The organism is Sphingomonas sp. ID1715 (genome assembly GCF_013044515.1).
Taxonomy (GTDB): domain Bacteria; phylum Pseudomonadota; class Alphaproteobacteria; order Sphingomonadales; family Sphingomonadaceae; genus Sphingomonas_B.
Genome location: NZ_JABEPR010000002.1, coordinates 312,987 through 328,186 on the forward strand (window position 1 = coordinate 312,987; position 15,200 = coordinate 328,186).

At 67.5% G+C, this 15,200-nt stretch carries 13 protein-coding genes; 7 read left to right on the forward strand and 6 right to left on the reverse strand.

All coding sequences use genetic code 11. From position 1 onward, the window contains the following. Nucleotides 1-23: 23 nt before the first annotated feature. A complete protein-coding gene (locus HJG53_RS06390; RefSeq protein ID WP_171128716.1) occupies nt 24-836 on the forward strand; it encodes a class I SAM-dependent methyltransferase in 813 nt (270 codons plus the stop codon). 18 nt (nt 837-854) lie between these two features. Here the strand turns inward: HJG53_RS06390 and HJG53_RS06395 are convergent, their stop codons facing one another. After that, nucleotides 855-1,286: a hypothetical protein gene (locus tag HJG53_RS06395; protein ID WP_171128717.1), complete on the reverse strand. Its 432-nt coding sequence runs from the start codon at nt 1,284-1,286 to the stop codon at nt 855-857. A gap of 47 nt (nt 1,287-1,333) precedes the next feature. Here HJG53_RS06395 and HJG53_RS06400 point away from each other — a divergent pair, with 47 nt between their 5' ends. The 3 genes from HJG53_RS06400 to HJG53_RS06410 are packed head-to-tail and all read left to right on the forward strand — an operon-like array spanning nt 1,334 to nt 4,386. Then, a complete protein-coding gene (locus HJG53_RS06400; protein ID WP_171128719.1) occupies nt 1,334-1,669 on the forward strand; it encodes a tRNA-binding protein in 336 nt (111 codons plus the stop codon). A gap of 50 nt (nt 1,670-1,719) precedes the next feature. Then, nucleotides 1,720-3,315: an MFS transporter gene (locus HJG53_RS06405; RefSeq protein ID WP_368039521.1), complete on the forward strand. Its 1,596-nt coding sequence runs from the start codon at nt 1,720-1,722 to the stop codon at nt 3,313-3,315. Nucleotides 3,316-3,348: 33 nt separating this feature from the next. Next, nucleotides 3,349-4,386, forward strand: coding sequence for an alanine racemase (locus tag HJG53_RS06410; protein WP_171129659.1), 1,038 nt, complete (start codon nt 3,349-3,351; stop codon nt 4,384-4,386). A 109-nt stretch (nt 4,387-4,495) separates the two neighbouring features. On the opposite strand, the gene HJG53_RS06415 is transcribed toward HJG53_RS06410, so the two are convergent. Continuing rightward, a complete protein-coding gene (locus HJG53_RS06415) occupies nt 4,496-5,671 on the reverse strand; it encodes an acetyl-CoA C-acetyltransferase (RefSeq protein ID WP_171128721.1) in 1,176 nt (391 codons plus the stop codon). Nucleotides 5,672-5,709: 38 nt separating this feature from the next. Continuing rightward, on the reverse strand, nt 5,710-6,774 hold the full coding sequence (locus HJG53_RS06420; RefSeq protein WP_254447578.1) for an alpha/beta fold hydrolase: 1,065 nt from the start codon (nt 6,772-6,774) through the stop codon (nt 5,710-5,712). 22 nt (nt 6,775-6,796) lie between these two features. On the opposite strand from HJG53_RS06420, the gene phaR reads away from it, so the two are divergent. Next, nucleotides 6,797-7,336, forward strand: coding sequence for a polyhydroxyalkanoate synthesis repressor PhaR (gene phaR, locus HJG53_RS06425; protein WP_171128726.1), 540 nt, complete (start codon nt 6,797-6,799; stop codon nt 7,334-7,336). On the opposite strand, the gene HJG53_RS06430 is transcribed toward phaR, so the two are convergent. Beyond that, entirely contained in the window at nt 7,333-9,636 is a 2,304-nt protein-coding gene (locus HJG53_RS06430; RefSeq protein ID WP_171128728.1) for an EAL domain-containing protein, read from the reverse strand. The two genes, phaR and HJG53_RS06430, sit on opposite strands and share 4 nt — an antisense overlap. Nucleotides 9,637-9,677: 41 nt before the next feature. Next, nucleotides 9,678-11,255 carry a methyl-accepting chemotaxis protein gene (locus tag HJG53_RS06435; RefSeq protein ID WP_171128730.1) on the reverse strand — a complete coding sequence of 526 codons (1,578 nt, stop codon included), beginning with the start codon at nt 11,253-11,255 and terminating at the stop codon, nt 9,678-9,680. Between the two features lie 128 nt (nt 11,256-11,383). Here HJG53_RS06435 and HJG53_RS06440 point away from each other — a divergent pair, with 128 nt between their 5' ends. Then, a complete protein-coding gene (locus HJG53_RS06440; protein WP_171128731.1) occupies nt 11,384-13,348 on the forward strand; it encodes a S9 family peptidase in 1,965 nt (654 codons plus the stop codon). Here HJG53_RS06440 and HJG53_RS06445 read toward each other — a convergent pair. After that, nucleotides 13,327-14,247, reverse strand: a complete 921-nt coding sequence (locus tag HJG53_RS06445) for an ornithine cyclodeaminase family protein (protein WP_254447579.1) — start codon at nt 14,245-14,247, stop codon at nt 13,327-13,329. The two genes, HJG53_RS06440 and HJG53_RS06445, sit on opposite strands and share 22 nt — an antisense overlap. Nucleotides 14,248-14,335: 88 nt before the next feature. Here HJG53_RS06445 and HJG53_RS06450 point away from each other — a divergent pair, with 88 nt between their 5' ends. After that, entirely contained in the window at nt 14,336-15,199 is an 864-nt protein-coding gene (locus HJG53_RS06450) for an alpha/beta fold hydrolase (protein WP_171128733.1), read from the forward strand. Nucleotide 15,200: the final 1 nt, after the last annotated feature.

Sequence of the window (15,200 nt, forward strand, 5' to 3'; positions counted from 1 at the left end):
GAGCCGCACAATAGGAGACCTTGATGCGCGCCCTGACTCTCGCCCTCGCTCTCACCTCCGCCTTCGTCGCCAGCGCGGCGCCTGCCCAGGCGCCTTCCGCGGCGCTCAAGCAGGCCGTCGCCAACCCCGCCCGCAGCGAAGCCAATCGTGCCCGCGACCAATATCGTCACCCGGCCGAGACCCTGGCCTTTTTCGACCTCAAGCCGACCGACACGGTGGTCGAGCTCTGGCCCGGCGGCGGCTGGTACACCGAGATCCTCGCGCCCTATCTCGCCGAACGCGGCAAGCTGATCGTGGCATCGCCGACCGACAAGGGCCTGGAAGGCTCGAAGAAGCGGCTGGCGGCAAAGCCCGAGCTGTTCGGCAAGGTGGAGGCCGTCAACTTTCCGACCCTGCTCGGCGGCAGCGGCGTCGCGCCTGGCAGCGCGGACGCGGTGCTGACCTTCCGCAACGTCCACAACTGGCGGATGGGCTATCTGCAGCCGGAAAAGCAGGACTATTCGGTCGAGGCATTTCGCGAGATCTATGCGATGCTGAAGCCGGGCGGCGTGCTCGGCATCGAGGATCACCGGCTGCCCGAAGGCGCCAGCGACGAACGCGAACGGTCGAGCGGCTATATCAAGGTGTCGACGATCCGCCGCCTCGCCGAACAGGCTGGCTTCAAGTTCGCCGGCGCATCGGAAGTGAACGCCAACAAGAAAGACACGGCCGACTGGGAAGACGGCGTGTGGACGCTGCCGCCCACCTACGCCAAGGGGGAGACCGACCGCGCCAAATATCAGGCGATCGGCGAAAGCGACCGCATGACGCTGAAGTTCGTCAAGCCGAAGGGCTGATTTCGGCCCGCCTCTTCGTCATTCCCGCGACAGCGGGAACCCAGCGGTCCCGGCACCCGTCGGATCGACTCCTGGGTCCCCGCTTTCGCGGGGATGACGAGCATAGGGCGCTAGCAAACGTCCGGCCGCATAGAGTGCGACACCGGCCACTGCGAGCAAGCCGCCGATCAACAAAGGTGTCCGCGCATCCGCACTTGGTTCGGGCGTGAACTCCACGAAAAGCTCTTCGCGCTCCGGCCGCTCGACCCGGCCGGTCGCCTCGGCAAAAGCGACGCCATTGCCTTCGCTCACCGCGACCGTCTTGCCCGTCTCCAGCGTCACCGCGTGGCTGAACTCCTCGTCCGACTCGTGGCGGTCCAAGTTTTCGCCCCGCATGCCCTGCGCGGCCGGCGGGTGGCGATTGGCCTGGTCGGCCATGCCATAGACGCGTGCCTGGTTTTCCTCTGCCATCCCGCATGAACGTGCGGCAAAGGGGAGGAGTTCAAATCGGAGGCACAATGACGATCAGTTTCGACGAATTTCTAAAGGTCGACATCCGCGTCGGCACCATTGTCGCGGCCGAGCCGTTCCCCGAGGCGCGCAAGCCCGCGTTCAAGCTGCGCATCGACTTCGGCCCCGAGATCGGCACCAGGAAGTCCAGCGCACAGATCACGGTCCACTATACGCCGGAAGACCTGATCGGCCGACAGGTCGCCGCGGTGGTCAACTTCCCGCCCCGTCAGATCGGCCCCTTCATGTCGGAAGTGCTGACCCTGGGCTTCCCCGATGCCGATGGCGAAGTCGTGCTGATCACACCGAGCCAACCGGTGCCGAATGGCGGACGGTTGTTCTAGGTGCAGGCAACGCTTAAGCCACGGCCAAAGCAGAATGTGAGGGGGAACGGGTGGCGACGCTGGCGAAGGATCGCATCGAGGAGTTGAAGCCCAAGGACGTGCGGCTGGTGATCGCCGCCTCGTCGCTGGGGACGGTCTTCGAATGGTATGACTTCTTCATCTACGGCACGCTGGCGGCGATCGTCGGCAAGACCTTCTTCCCCGCCGCCAATGCGACCACGGAATTGCTCTACTCGCTCGCCGGCTTCGCGGTGGGCTTCGGCTTCCGGCCGCTTGGCGCGGTGCTGTTCGGCTATTTCGGCGACAAGATCGGGCGCAAATACACGTTCCTCGTCACCATCACGCTGATGGGCCTGGCGACGGCCGCGGTGGGCTTCGTGCCGTCCGCGGCGGACATCGGCTATGCGGCGCCCGCCATCATCATCGGCCTCCGCATCCTGCAGGGATTGGCGCTCGGCGGCGAATATGGCGGCGCCGCCATCTATGTCGCCGAACATGCGCGGCCCGAACGGCGCGGCTTCTACACCAGCTTCATCCAGGGCTCGGTCGCCGGTGGCTTCATCTTGTCGCTGGCGGTGGTGCTGGGCACGCAAGCCGTGGTTGGCCCGGAGGCTTGGACCGAATGGGGCTGGCGCTTCCCCTTCGTCTTCTCGCTGCTGCTGCTCGGCGTATCCCTGTGGATGCGGCTGAAGCTGAGCGAAAGCCCGGTCTTCAAGGCGATGAAGGAAGCGGGCGAGACGGCGCGCAATCCGCTGAAGGAGACCTTCACCTATCCCGGTAACGGCCGCCGCCTGCTGGTCGCGCTGTTCGGCATAGCCGCCGGCCTGACCGTCATCTGGTACACGGCGATGTTCCAGGTGCTGTATTTCCTCCAGAACGCGATGAAGCTTGAGCCGACCGTCGCCCAGACATTGGTCGGCATCGGCGCCGCTGCCGGCCTGATCTTCTTCGTCGCATTCGGGGCCCTTTCCGACCGGGTCGGGCGCAAGCTGCCGATCGTGATCGGCTACGCGCTGACCCTGATCCTGCTCTTCCCGATCTTCGGCATGATGGGAGGTGCGGCCAATCCAGGACTGTCGCAAGCGGCGCAGCGCGCGCCGGTGGTGGTCGGCGGCAAGGATTGCAGCTTCAGCCCGTTCGACAAGGTGCAGGCGACCGAATGCGGCAAGGCGCTCGACATGCTGACCAAGCGGGGCGTGCCCTATGCGGTGAACAAGGACCTGACCGGCGTGATCGTCGGCGAGACGCGGATGAGCGCCGGCCGCTATCCGACTGAGCAGGAACTGGACGCCTCGCTGAAGGGCGCCGGCTACAGCCTGGACAAGGTGCGGCCTGCCGGCGCCGACATCGCCATGATCCTGCTGGGCGTACTCGCATTGAGTGCGCTGTCCGGCATGACCTACGGCCCAGTCGCGGCGCTGCTGTCGGAGCTCTTTCCGCCGCGCATCCGCTACAGTTCGATGTCGATTCCCTATCATATCGGCACCGGCTATTTCGGCGGCTTCCTGCCGCTCGTCAGCCAGTACATCGTCGCGAAGACCGGCAATCCGTACGCCGGGCTCTGGTACACCTGGGTGGTCGTCGCGATGGCGCTGCTGGTGACGATGGTGTGGCTGCGGAAGGACGACCTCAGCCACCTCGACTAGCCAGTCGAGCGCGGCTAGTCGCCGCTCGTGCATATCCCTCCTCCTCATCGGCTGCGCCTTGATGGTGGCGCCTTGGTTGCGAACTGGCGTTGGTTGAATGCGCAGAGTGGCGGGGCTGCCTGTGGCGCGGCGGTGAAGGCGGACGGCTATGGGCTCGGCGCGCGAGAGGTGGTGCGGCAGCTGGCAGCGGCCGGTTGCCGAGACTTTTTCGTGGCGACCTGGGCTGAGGCCGCGGCGCTGATGCCCCTGCCGGCCGGCGTCGCCCTGTCGGTGCTGCACGGTGTCCGGCCGGAGGATATGGCGGCGGCAACCAGCCTGAACGCCCGGCCGGTGCTCAATACGTCGGATCAGGTGCGCCGCTGGCGCGCGGCGGGCGGCGGCGTTTGCGACGTGATGATCGACACCGGGATTAATCGGCTCGGCCTGGCTCCGCAGGATGTCGCTGCGGGACTGCTCGACGGCCTGCAGGTCGATGTCCTGATGAGCCATCTTGCCTGCGCCGACGAGGATGTGGAGGATAATGACCGCCAGCGGCGCGCCTTCCTTTCCCTGGCGGACAGTGTGCCGCACCGACGGCTGAGCCTGGCCAACTCGGCCGGCATCTGCCTGGGCGCGGACTATGCCTTCGACCTCACGCGGCCGGGCGTCGCGCTGTACGGCGGCATACCGCGTGCAGAAGCCACCGGCCACATCCGGCAGGTCGCGAGGCCGGAGGCCGAAATCCTGCAGCGGCGGCTTGTGCCGGCCGGAAGTTCAGTTGGCTATAATGCGACCTGGACGGCCGCGCGCGACACCGAAGTCGCGATCCTCAACATCGGCTATGCCGACGGGATTCTGCGCGGTTTTTCGGGCACGGGTCACGCGCTTGCCGGCGAGATCGCGCTGCCGTTCATCGGCCGGGTCTCGATGGACCTGATCGCCATCGACGTCACCGCCGCGCCGGACCTGCGCGAAGGTGACTGGGTCGCGATCGACTATGACCTGCCCCGCGCCGCCGCTGCATCCGGGCTGGCGCAATATGAGCTGCTGACGAGCCTAGGCGACCGGTTCGAGCGGGTTTGGATGGACTAAGAAACGAAAACCCCGCTCGTCCCGAGCGTAGTCGAGGGGCGCTGCTCAAAAGCCGTGAACACGCCCCTCGACTTCGCTCGGGAGGAGCGATTCTTAGCCCTTCCCTACCTCACCGCTCCAGGCACATGGCGATGCCCATGCCGCCGCCGATGCAGAGCGTGGCGAGGCCCTTCTTCGCGTCGCGCTTCTGCATCTCGTAGATGAGCGTCGTCAGGATGCGCGCGCCGGAGGCACCGATCGGGTGGCCGATCGAGATCGCGCCGCCATTGACGTTGACCTTGTCGGCGTCCCAGCCGAGTTCCTTGCCGACGGCCAGCGCCTGGGCGGCGAAGGCCTCATTGGCCTCGATCAGGTCGAGATCGGCGACGGTCCAGCCGGCCTTTTCGAGCGCCTTCTGACTGGCCGGCACCGGGCCGATGCCCATGATCGCCGGATCGACGCCAGCCGAGGCCCAGCTGGCGATGCGGGCGAGAATGGGCGCGCCGCGCCGCTCGGCCTCTTCGCGCGTGGTGACGACCAGCGCCGCCGCCCCGTCGTTCAGGCCCGAGGCGTTGCCGGCAGTCACCGAGCCGCCTTCCTTCTTGAACGCGGGCTTCAGGCCGGCGAGGCTGGCGACGACCACACCTTCGCGGATGAACTCGTCGCGGTCGACGACCGTGTCGCCCTTGCGGCCCTTGATCGTGACCGGCGCGATCTCGTCGTCGAAGCGGCCAGCAGCGCGTGCGGCCTCGGCCTTGTTCTGGCTGGCACAGGCGAACGCGTCCTGCTCGTCGCGCGTAATCTGGTATCGCTCGGCCAGATTCTCGGCCGTCACCCCCATGTGATAGCCGTTGAACACGTCGGTCAGGCCGTCCTTGATCATCGTATCGGCGAGTTCGACCGAGCCCATTTTGGTGCCGCCGCGCAGCTGCTGGGCGTGCGGGCTCAGCGACATATTTTCCTGGCCGCCGGCGACGACAATGGTCGCGTCGCCCGTCGCGACCATCTGCGCCGCCGTCGCGACCGCGCGCAGGCCGGAGCCGCAGACTTGGTTGAGGCCCCAGGCGGGCACTTCCTTCGGCACGCCCGCCGCCATTGCGGCCTGGCGAGCCGGGTTCTGGCCCTGCGCCGCGGTCAGCACCTGACCGAGAATGACTTCCGACACGTCCTCGCCCTTGACGCCGGCCTGCGCCAGCGCCGCCTCGATCGCGACGCGGCCAAGTTCATGCGCGGGCGTGGCCGCATAGGAGCCGAGGAAGCTGCCGACGGGGGTGCGCTTCGCGGCGATGATGACGATGTCCTGCATGGGGTGCGCTCCTGCGAGAAGGGATTGCGGCGCGACTATCAGTTTCGCTGCGCCCGCGAAAGATGAGCGGCGAGCGGCTCCCACAGCTGCTCGCGGGCTCGGGAGCCGACGATCATCCCGACATGACCGAGGCCGAGCAACCGTTGGTCCGGCAGCCGCGCGGACGAGGGCGCGGGCACGATGCGGTCGTGGAGCGACACGAATTCGAGCGTCGGCACCTGCAAGGCGGCGGGATCGACGATCGCCTCGCCGACGCGCCAGCGGCCCTGCCCCGTCACGTCGGCGCCGATGAAATGGTCGAACAGCTCGCGGCCCGCTGCATAGGTGAGCGGCGCGCCGCCATTCGCCCAGTCCTCAAGTGCCACGAAGCTGCGCGCGGGCTCGCTATCCGGAGCCATGCGCGCGAAGGCCTCGTATTTGGATACGGTCCGCGCCGGATCGAGTCGCCAGAAGCCGGTCTGCAGCACTTCCATCGGCACCAGCCCCAAACGCTCTGCCGAGGGATGCGCCGCGCGCCAAAGGGCACCGATCTCCGCCCGCGCCTGCTCGCCAAAGCCCGCAAAGTGCCAGGGCGCGGCGATCAGGGTCAGGCTGAGCAGGCGCGCCTGCATGGCCGCGGCGAGAGCCATGGTGCCGCCCAGGCAATAGCCGATCAGGTGGACGGGTTCGCCGAGCTGATCGAGGAGGGGCAGGAGGAGCTCCGCGACGTGGCCGGCCACATCCAAGTCTTCCATGTCGACGGAAGGATCTGGGCTCCCCCAGTCAACCAGCAGCGGGCGCACGCCCTGCCCTGCCATCCAGCGCACCAGCGAGTTCTGCTTCGTCAGGTCGAGGATGATCGGCGGGTTGATCAGCGACGGCACGAAGACCGCGGGCGGCCCCTCTCCGCCATAATCGCGCAGCACGGCGCGGCCGGCGCCGGCGACGATCGGCATCTCAGGCATTGGCGCAGCACGCGGCGCGTCCTGATAGGCCCGCAGCCCGGCGAGAATCCGCGCGCGGCGCTCCGGATCGCTCTCCGTCTGCGACGCGACGAGGTCGAGGAACAGGGGCAGCGGGCGCGGTCCGTGTTGCGCTGCGGCATAGGGCGGTGCTAGCATCATGCTTTCAGCTGAAGGCGCGTCCATGGCCAAGAATCCCCGCGACGGCTCGGGCGTCGTCATCATCAAGAAGTACGCGAACCGTCGCCTCTATAACACGGAGACGTCGAGCTACATCACGCTCGAGCATCTTGCGACCATGGTGCGCGAGGGGCGCGAGTTCCAGGTGCTCGACGCGCGCACGGATGAGGACATCACCCGCTCGGTGCTCACCCAGATCATCATGGACGAAGAAGCGCGCGGTCAGACCATGCTGCCGGTCAACTTCCTGCGCCAGCTGATCTCCATGTACGGCGACTCCATGCAGTCGATGGTGCCGCAATATCTGGAAGCGTCGATGGAGGCGTTCCGCAAGAATCAGGCGCAGTTCCACAAGGCGATGGAAGGCGCTTTTGCCGGCGGACCGTTCGCGGAGATCGCGCGGCGCAACATGGAGATGTTCGAAGCGGCGGCAAGCGCCTTCAAGCCGAAGCTCAAGGCGGCGCCGGAAGCGAAAGACGATGAGATCGCCACTCTGAAGGCGCAGATGGCGGAGCTGCAGTCGAAGATCGAACGGCTGGGCTAGGCCGCAGCCCTCCTGCCATCGCCGGCGAGCAGCGCCTGGAATGGCTCGGCCGGGATCGGACGGCTGATCAGATAGCCCTGCGCCAGATCGCAGCCGATCTCGCGCAGGAAGGCGAGGCACTCTTCGGTCTCGACCCCTTCGGCAACTACCTTCAGCCCCAGCTCATGCGCCATCTGCACGGTCGACCTGACCAGCACCGCATCGTTCGCAACCAAATGGGCGTTCTGGACGAAGCTGCGGTCGATCTTGAGCTCGGACACGGGCAACTGGCGCAGATAGGAGAGCGTCGACTGACCGGTGCCGTAATCGTCGATCGAAATGGCGATGCCGAGCTGGCGATAGCCGACCAGGGTTTCGGCCGCGGCGGCCGAGTCGGCCAGAGCCGCGGACTCGGTCACCTCGAAGACCAAAGCGGTCGACGGGGCGATGCCGCGGGCCAGCAACGCGCACAGCCGATCGTTGAAGTCTTCCGACGCCAGCAGCCGCGCCGAAATGTTGACGGCCGCCGTGATCTGGAGCCCGGCGGCGTGCCAGCGGGCAAGGTCGTGCAGCACCTGCTCGATGACGCACAGCGTCAGGGGTGCGATCCGGTCCGTCTGCTCGGCCAAGCCGATGAACAGGTCGGGACCGAGGAGGCCGCGGATCTCATGATCCCAGCGAACAAGCGCCTCGCAGCTGGTGATGCGCCCCGATGCGATCGCCATCTTGGGCTGGTAGAAGACGCGGATCCTGCCGCTGGCAATGGCGCTGTCGAGTTCGCCCATCAGCGAAACCTGGTCGCTGAGCGCTGCCTGGTCGCCATCGAACCGCCGCCAGAATACGCCTGCCGCAGCGGCTTGTTCGGCGGCCAGCGCCGCCTGGGCAAGGCCCGTCGCTGCCTCGCCGTCGACTATGCCGAGCGCGATGGCGGCGTCGACGCGCCGGCCCAGCACCTCGACCGGCTGCAGCATGAGGGTGCGCATCCCGCTCATCGCTTCGCTGTCCTCGACAGCGGCGGAGAGGCGAAAGGCGAGCAGCCGATCGGCTACCCGATAGACCTGCCCTTCCTGGGCAAAGAAGCGCGCCCGCTCGGCGATGCGCAGCACGAGACTTGCTTCCGCCTCGGCGCCAAGGACGGCGAGTAGGCTTTCGAAATTGGTGATCTGCAGCACGGCGAGCGGCGCTGCCTTATCCCCATTGTCCGCAAGCAGCATTGCGGTGCGGTTGGGCAGATCGGTCTGCGCGTCGGCGAGCTTCTGGGTTTCGAACCGCTGGCGGATGCGCAGCCCCAGCCGTCCGCTGGCAGCAGTTAGCAACAAGGCCACGGGACCGCCGATCGGCAGCGTCAACTGCCCCAGGCCTTGCAACATCATCGCCGCCAATATCAGCAGGAGGGGCGCCGCGAGTGCATAGGCGAGACAGCGCGGCGTGCTGGTCGAACGGAGCACCGGCAGGGCGAGCAGCAGCGCCAGCGCCAGGGCGAGCGGTTCGCTCAGGGCGACGGGCATGCCGGCGATCAACGTCTCGGCGGCAAGCGCCTGCACGACAACGCCGGGCAGCACGCCGAAACGCGGCGTGGCATAGCGATCGCCCATCTCGATCGCCGTGGCCCCGACCAGCACCTGGCGCCCCTTCACGAGCGCCGGATCGAAACGGCCGTTGCGCACGTCGATAAAGCTCAGCCGCGGAATGCGCTGCGCGTCGATGCTGTAGTCGATTGGGAAGGAGCGATCCGCCTGCCCCGACATGCCGGCGATATAGGCGGACAGCGAAGGCCGCGGCATGCCACCGGTGATCGTTGCGAACGGCGCCGAGCGGACGGTACCGTCCGGATCGGGCGCGATGCTGACGGACGCCAGCGCGACATGCTCACGCAAAGCCGGCAGCGGCAAGTTATCGATGCTCCTCCGGTCGCGCGCAGTGGCCTGCTGGGCAAAGGTGGGCAGCGCGACCAAGCCATCGGCACGGGCCAGCGCCGCGGCGAACGCGGCATCGCCATCGGCGGTCGCGGGCGACGAGAAGTCCACGTCGAAGACGATCGACGCCGCACCGGCTTCTCGCAGACGGTCGACCGCCGCCGCATAATGGTCGCGCGGCCAGGGCCAGCGCTTGATGGCCGCTGCGCTGGCGGCGTCGAGCTCGACGATTACCAGCTGGCCGGAGGGATTGCGCGGCCACAGCGAAAAGCGCAGCGGCTCGACGGCGCGGTCAATTGCCGCGCCGATGCCGGACAGCCAGACCAGCAGCGCGACGCCAAGCGCCAGCACCGCCACACCAGTCCGGGCCGCCGATCCATCGAGCGCGTTGAGCTTCAGGCGCATGGCTCGCAAATAGCCCCGAAACTCTAAGAGTTTGTGATCGCTTACGCAGCCTTCAGTTCGGCGACGAAGGTTTCGGCCTCGCCCCGCAGCCGATGCGCATGGGCGGCGAGGTCGCCGATCGACCGCTCGATAGAGGCAATCAGCCTGGTGGTTCCCTGCGCCGCCGACTCGGCCGACGCCGCACCGGTCTGCAGTTCTGAGGCGACCGAGGCTGCCGCATCGGCATAGCCGTGAACGCTGTGGACCAGCTGGCGCTGGTGATCGGTCGCCGATGAGATCAGTTCGGCCACCTCCTGTAGCAAGGCGAAGCTGCCGCGAATCTCGTCGACGATGCCAGAGGTCCGTCCGACCGCCGTCGACAGCGTGGCGAAGCGGGACTTCACGTCGTCCGTCGCGGCGGCGGCCTGAGCGGCGAGCGCCTTGACCTCCGCGGCGACGACGGCGAAGCCGCGCCCGGCATCTCCCGCCCGCGCGGCCTCAATGCCGGCATTCAGCGCGAGCAGATTGGTCTGTTGGGCGAGCCCGGAAATCGCGTCGACGATCGCGTGGATGCTGGACGCAGCGGCGACGAAGTTGCCGAGCGTTTCGTCGGCTTCGGCGGCAAGGCGCTGCATCTGCAGCGTGGTGCGCCGCTGCTCGTCGGCGCGGGACAGGACCATGGCGAGCGCCGCGCCCAATTCCTCTGTCGTGCGCAGCAGGTTGCCCGCATCGACATCGGCGCTGCGGACGCGGGCCGCCAGGCGCACGATCTGGTCTGCGGTTTCCGCGGATTGCGCGGCCAAGGCGCGGGCGCTGTCGCCGGTTTGCCCGGCACCGCCGCTCAGTTCGTCGAGGGCGGTCAAGATCGAATGCTTCAGCTGGTTCGCGATCTGCTCATTCTGGGCGCGGCGCGCGCCCTCGCGCTCGTCGCGGTGACGGTCGCGCTCCTCCGCCTCACGCAATTGCGCTTCGGCAGCGGCGACCTTGGCATTGCTGGCGAGCAGGTCCCGCTCGCCTGCCGCACGCTCAAGCTCGGCGCCGACTTCGTGCTGATAACGCAGGGCGGCGCCCTGCGCCACGACGGTGCGGATCAGCATCACTACGAAGACGGCGAGGCAGAAATAGACGGTGCCCGGAATGGCGGAGAGCACCGAAAAGCCTCCGGCAATGCCTGCGGCGACCAGCAGGAAGACGATGCCCGCGCTGGGTACAGGTGCATAGCGCAGGGCACCCACCGCCATCACGCCGGCCATCACCGTGGTGACGAGAACCTGGTCCTCCGCCCCCGCTTCCAGCCCGGCGATGGACAAGAACAGGAACCAGCCCGCGGCCACGCAAGCGGACTCGATGGTGATCCTCTGGGCCTCGCGCGCCGGGTCGGCCACGCGCCAGTTGTTGCGGCGCCGCAGGAACCACCGCGTGAGGACGCCGCAGCTGACCAGCAGGTGCAGCAGCGCGCCCGCGACGATCAGTCGATGGTTGGGCAGCTGCCGCATCGCCCAGATGAAGCTGAGACTCACCGCGACGCTGGCGGCAAAGGTGATGGGGTAGGAACGGCCGACCGAACGCAGCTGCGCCTCGACCAAATCGGTCGATGCCGCACTTCGCCAGGCCCGGTCCAACCAGTGCGAAAATGCCAAACCCGCTCCCCCCGAACAGAATGGTCAAGGGCATAGAGCGCCAAGCCTAAACTTGGGTTAACCAGCGTCCAGCCCCGCGCGGCACCAATCTGCTTGACCTGAAGTGGCGGCAACGGTGATTGCGGGGCATGAGCAAAGCCCTTTTCCTTGCACTCGCCCTCACCGCCTCCACAGCGGCACTCGCGCAGCCAGTCGCCGTCCGGCGCGAAGGTAGCGCGACCCTGCAGAATGTGCCGCCCATCCCCGCCGATGTGCGGGAGGCGGTCCAGCGCTATCAGAACAGCCGTGCAGCGCAGTTCGAGGATTGGCTGCCGGACGGATCGATGCTGATCGCCACGCGGTTCGGCGCGACCCAACAAATCCATCACGTCGCCTCTCCCGGCGCCGCGCGCACCCAAATCACCTTCTCGGCCGAACCCGTCGCCGAAGCCAGAGTTATCCCCGGCAGCGACCGTTTCGTGCTCACGCGCGACACGGGCGGCGACGAGTGGTTCCAGCTCTATGCGCGCGGTCTGAACGGAGCCGCCACCCAGCTGACCGCGCCCGGGACGCGCAACCAGTCGGGAGTCTTCAGCAAGGACGGCGCGCTGCTCGTCTGGGCACGGGCGACCAGAGGCTCGGCCGCCTATAGCCTGCTCGCCGTCGACCCGCGCGCCGGCGGCACGCCGCGTGTGCTCTATCAATCGGACGGAGCGATCGGGCCGGCCGACATCTCGCCCGACAAGTCACGGCTGATCTTCGTGCGCAGCCTGTCCAACCGTGAGGACCAAGTGTTCGAACTGGACCTCGCCAGCGGCACCGCGCGGCGGATCGCCCCCAAGGCGCCCACCGCCGTGTATCAGGAACCGCGCTATCTGCCCGGCGGCCAGCGGCTGATCGCCATCTCGGACCGCGGCAGCGACACCCGCCAGCTGGTCGAGATCGATCTGGCGAGCGGCGCGCAGACGGTGCTCACGCTGGGTCTCAAATGGGACGTGGAAAGCTTCGATCTGTCCGATGACGGGCGGCTGCTCGCTTATGCCGTCAACGAAGACGGTTTCTCACGCATCGTGCTGCAGGAGCGCGGCACGGGCCGCGTGCTGCCGCAGCCCGATCTGCCGCGCGGGGTGCTCACCGCGCTGAAATTCTCGCCGGACGGCAAGCGCCTCGCCATCGGCCTCACCTCGGCCACCTCGGCCGGCGACGTATGGAGCTGGGATGTCGCGAACGGCGCGCTGACGCGTTGGACGAACTCCGAGCTCGGCGAGCTCGACCCCAGCCGCCTCGCCGAGCCGGAACTGATCCGCTTCAAATCGTTCGATGGCCTGTCGGTGCCGGCCTTCGTGTACCGGCCGAAGGGCGTCGCACCGGGCACGCGCACGCCGGTCATCATCGACATTCATGGCGGGCCGGAGGCGCAGACGCGGCCGGTCTGGAACTATGGCGCGCAATATTTCGCCGATGTGCTCAAGGCGACGGTGATCCTGCCGAACGTGCGCGGCAGCGACGGCTATGGCCGCCGCTACCTCAACCTCGACAATGCCGAGAAGCGGGAAGACTCCGTCAAGGACATCGGCGCGTTGCTCGACTGGGTCGCCAGGCAGCCGGACCTCGATCCGGCCAAGGTCGCCGTCTACGGGCAATCCTATGGCGGCTATATGAGCCTCGCCGTCATGACCCACTATTCCGACCGGCTGGTCGGCGGCGTCGAGCGGTACGGGATCAGCAACTGGACCAGCTTCCTCCAGAACACCGAAGCCTATCGGCGCGACAATCGCCGCGCCGAATATGGCGACGAGCGCGACCCGAAGATGCAGAAGGTGTTCGCGCGCATTTCGCCGATCGCGAATGTCGCGCGGATCACCAAGCCGATGCTGGTGATGCAGGGTGCGAACGATCCCCGCGTGCCTCAATCGGAGTCCGATCAGGTCGTCGCCAAGCTGCGCGCCCAAGGCAACGAGACCTGGTATGTGCTGTTCGCCGATGAGGGGCACGGTTTTCTGAAGAAGCCGAACAATGACTTGCGGCGCGAAGTGGAGACCGTGTTCCTGCGCAAGCTGTTCGGTGAAGCGGGGCCGGTAGGCGCGCCGGCTCAGCCCTCCGCCAGCCATTGAGCGCAGGCCAGGTCCTGCACGATGCTGCCGAGCGACTTGTAGAGCGTCACCTCATCGGGTGACCCGCGCCCCACGATCGTGCCGGCAAAGACCTGGCCGATCTCGCCGACGATGTGCGCGTCGGTAACGAGGCCCGCAGCTTTCGCCCTGAGAAACTCCGCGCCCTGCGCCAGCACGCCTTCGCGATGGTCCGCGAAGAACCGCACGCGCACGACGAGCTCGTTGGCGATCTCCGCCGGGCCGGCGCGGCTGGAGCCGACCGCATTGATGTGCGCGCCGCTCTTCACCTGGCCGGCGTGCAGGACCGGCTCCGGCGCGGCAGTGACCGTGCATATGATGTCGGCGCCCTCGGTCGCGGCGTCGACGCTGGCGGCGGTCTCTCCCCCAACACGCTCCGCCAGCGCTGCGGCGCGTCTTGGGTTACGTCCCCAGATCCGGACTGACCCGATTGGGCGCACCTGCCTGATCGCATCGACATGCCGCAGCGCCTGCTCGCCGGTGCCGAGAACCGCCAGCTCCGATGCATCGGCACGGGCCAACGCGTCGGTCGCCGCCGCCGACGCTGCTGCGGTCCGGATGGCAGTGACTTCGCCGGCGTCGACCACCGCATAAGGCGCGCCGTCCAGATCGAAGAGCACGATCACACCCTGGTGCGACATACCGCCCCTGGCGACATTGCCGGGAAAGACGCTAACCAGCTTGGCGCCGAACGGAGCCTCCCCCAGCGCGCCGGGCATCACGCCGAAGGCATTCCCGCCCTCCAGATCGAGAATGCTGCGCAGCAATTGGCGAGTTCCGCCGCTCGACAAGGCGACCATCGCCTCGCGGACCAGCGGGATCGCCACGTCGAAGCCGAGACGCGCACGAACCTCGTCCGCGTCGATCACGCGCAATGGCATGCGGCCTCTCCCGTTGTACAATCGGATGCCTTCCTGACACGCACCGGGCCGCAGGGGAACAGCCAAGGCGGGAAAGCGCTGATGCGTGATGAGTGGCTTGCTGCAACCCGGTTGGCGCGAACGCCGTGTCGCAATCGGCGCCATCGCGCTTCACGTCGTCGAGGCGGGGCCGGTTTCGGCGCCGACAGTGATGCTGCTGCACGGCTTTCCGGAATTCTGGTGGGCGTGGCGACGGATCATCGATCCGCTCGCCGCAGCCGGCCTGCGTGTCATCGTACCGGACATGCGCGGCTATAACCTCTCCGACGCGCCAGACGGAGTGACGAACTACCGGACCGAAGTGCTGGCCGACGACATTGCCGGCTTGGCCACCGCGCTCGACCTCACCACCTTCGCATTGGTGGGCCATGACTGGGGCGGGCTGGTTGCCTGGGCCGTGGCTGCCCGCCACCCGGAGCGGCTCGACCGGCTCGTCATCCTGGATGCGCCGCATCCCGATGTATGGACCGGCTACGCGCTGCGGCACCCGCGCCAGGCGCTGCGCAGTTCCTATGTCGGCTGGTTTCAGCTGCCGCTATTGCCCGAGGCCGCCTTGCGCGCGCTCGACTTTGCCACGCTGCGGTCCAGCCTGCAGACATCCGCTCGGCCCGGCACCTTCACGCCTGCGGAACTCGATCGTTACGCAGAGGCCTGGCGACGTCCCGGCCGATTGACCGCGATGCTGAATTACTATCGGGCGCTCCCCCGCTCAAGCCAGACGATCGGCCGCATTGCCGTTCCGACCAAGATCTTGTGGGGGCAGGATGATGGGTTTCTTGACACCGCGCTCGCCGCGCTCAGCCGCGACCAGTGCGATGCAGGCGAGGCCGTGATCCTGGACGCGACCCATTGGCTGCACCTGGAGGATCCGGACCGAGTCGCGGGAGAGATCGCCGGCTTCGCCGTCGGTTAGG

What these genes read in the sequence shown, in the direction of transcription:
- HJG53_RS06390 (WP_171128716.1), top strand. Translation starts at nt 24, where the DNA reads ATGCGCGCCCTGACTCTCGCCCTCGCTCTCACCTCCGCCTTCGTCGCC.
- HJG53_RS06400 (WP_171128719.1), top strand. Translation starts at nt 1,334, where the DNA reads ATGACGATCAGTTTCGACGAATTTCTAAAGGTCGACATCCGCGTCGGC.
- HJG53_RS06450 (WP_171128733.1), top strand. Translation starts at nt 14,336, where the DNA reads ATGAGTGGCTTGCTGCAACCCGGTTGGCGCGAACGCCGTGTCGCAATC.
- HJG53_RS06440 (WP_171128731.1), top strand. Translation starts at nt 11,384, where the DNA reads ATGAGCAAAGCCCTTTTCCTTGCACTCGCCCTCACCGCCTCCACAGCG.
- HJG53_RS06420 (WP_254447578.1), bottom strand. Translation starts at nt 6,774, where the DNA reads ATGATGCTAGCACCGCCCTATGCCGCAGCGCAACACGGACCGCGCCCG.
- HJG53_RS06445 (WP_254447579.1), bottom strand. Translation starts at nt 14,247, where the DNA reads ATGCCATTGCGCGTGATCGACGCGGACGAGGTTCGTGCGCGTCTCGGC.
- phaR (WP_171128726.1), top strand. Translation starts at nt 6,797, where the DNA reads ATGGCCAAGAATCCCCGCGACGGCTCGGGCGTCGTCATCATCAAGAAG.
- HJG53_RS06395 (WP_171128717.1), bottom strand. Translation starts at nt 1,286, where the DNA reads ATGGCAGAGGAAAACCAGGCACGCGTCTATGGCATGGCCGACCAGGCC.
- HJG53_RS06415 (WP_171128721.1), bottom strand. Translation starts at nt 5,671, where the DNA reads ATGCAGGACATCGTCATCATCGCCGCGAAGCGCACCCCCGTCGGCAGC.
- HJG53_RS06430 (WP_171128728.1), bottom strand. Translation starts at nt 9,636, where the DNA reads ATGCGCCTGAAGCTCAACGCGCTCGATGGATCGGCGGCCCGGACTGGT.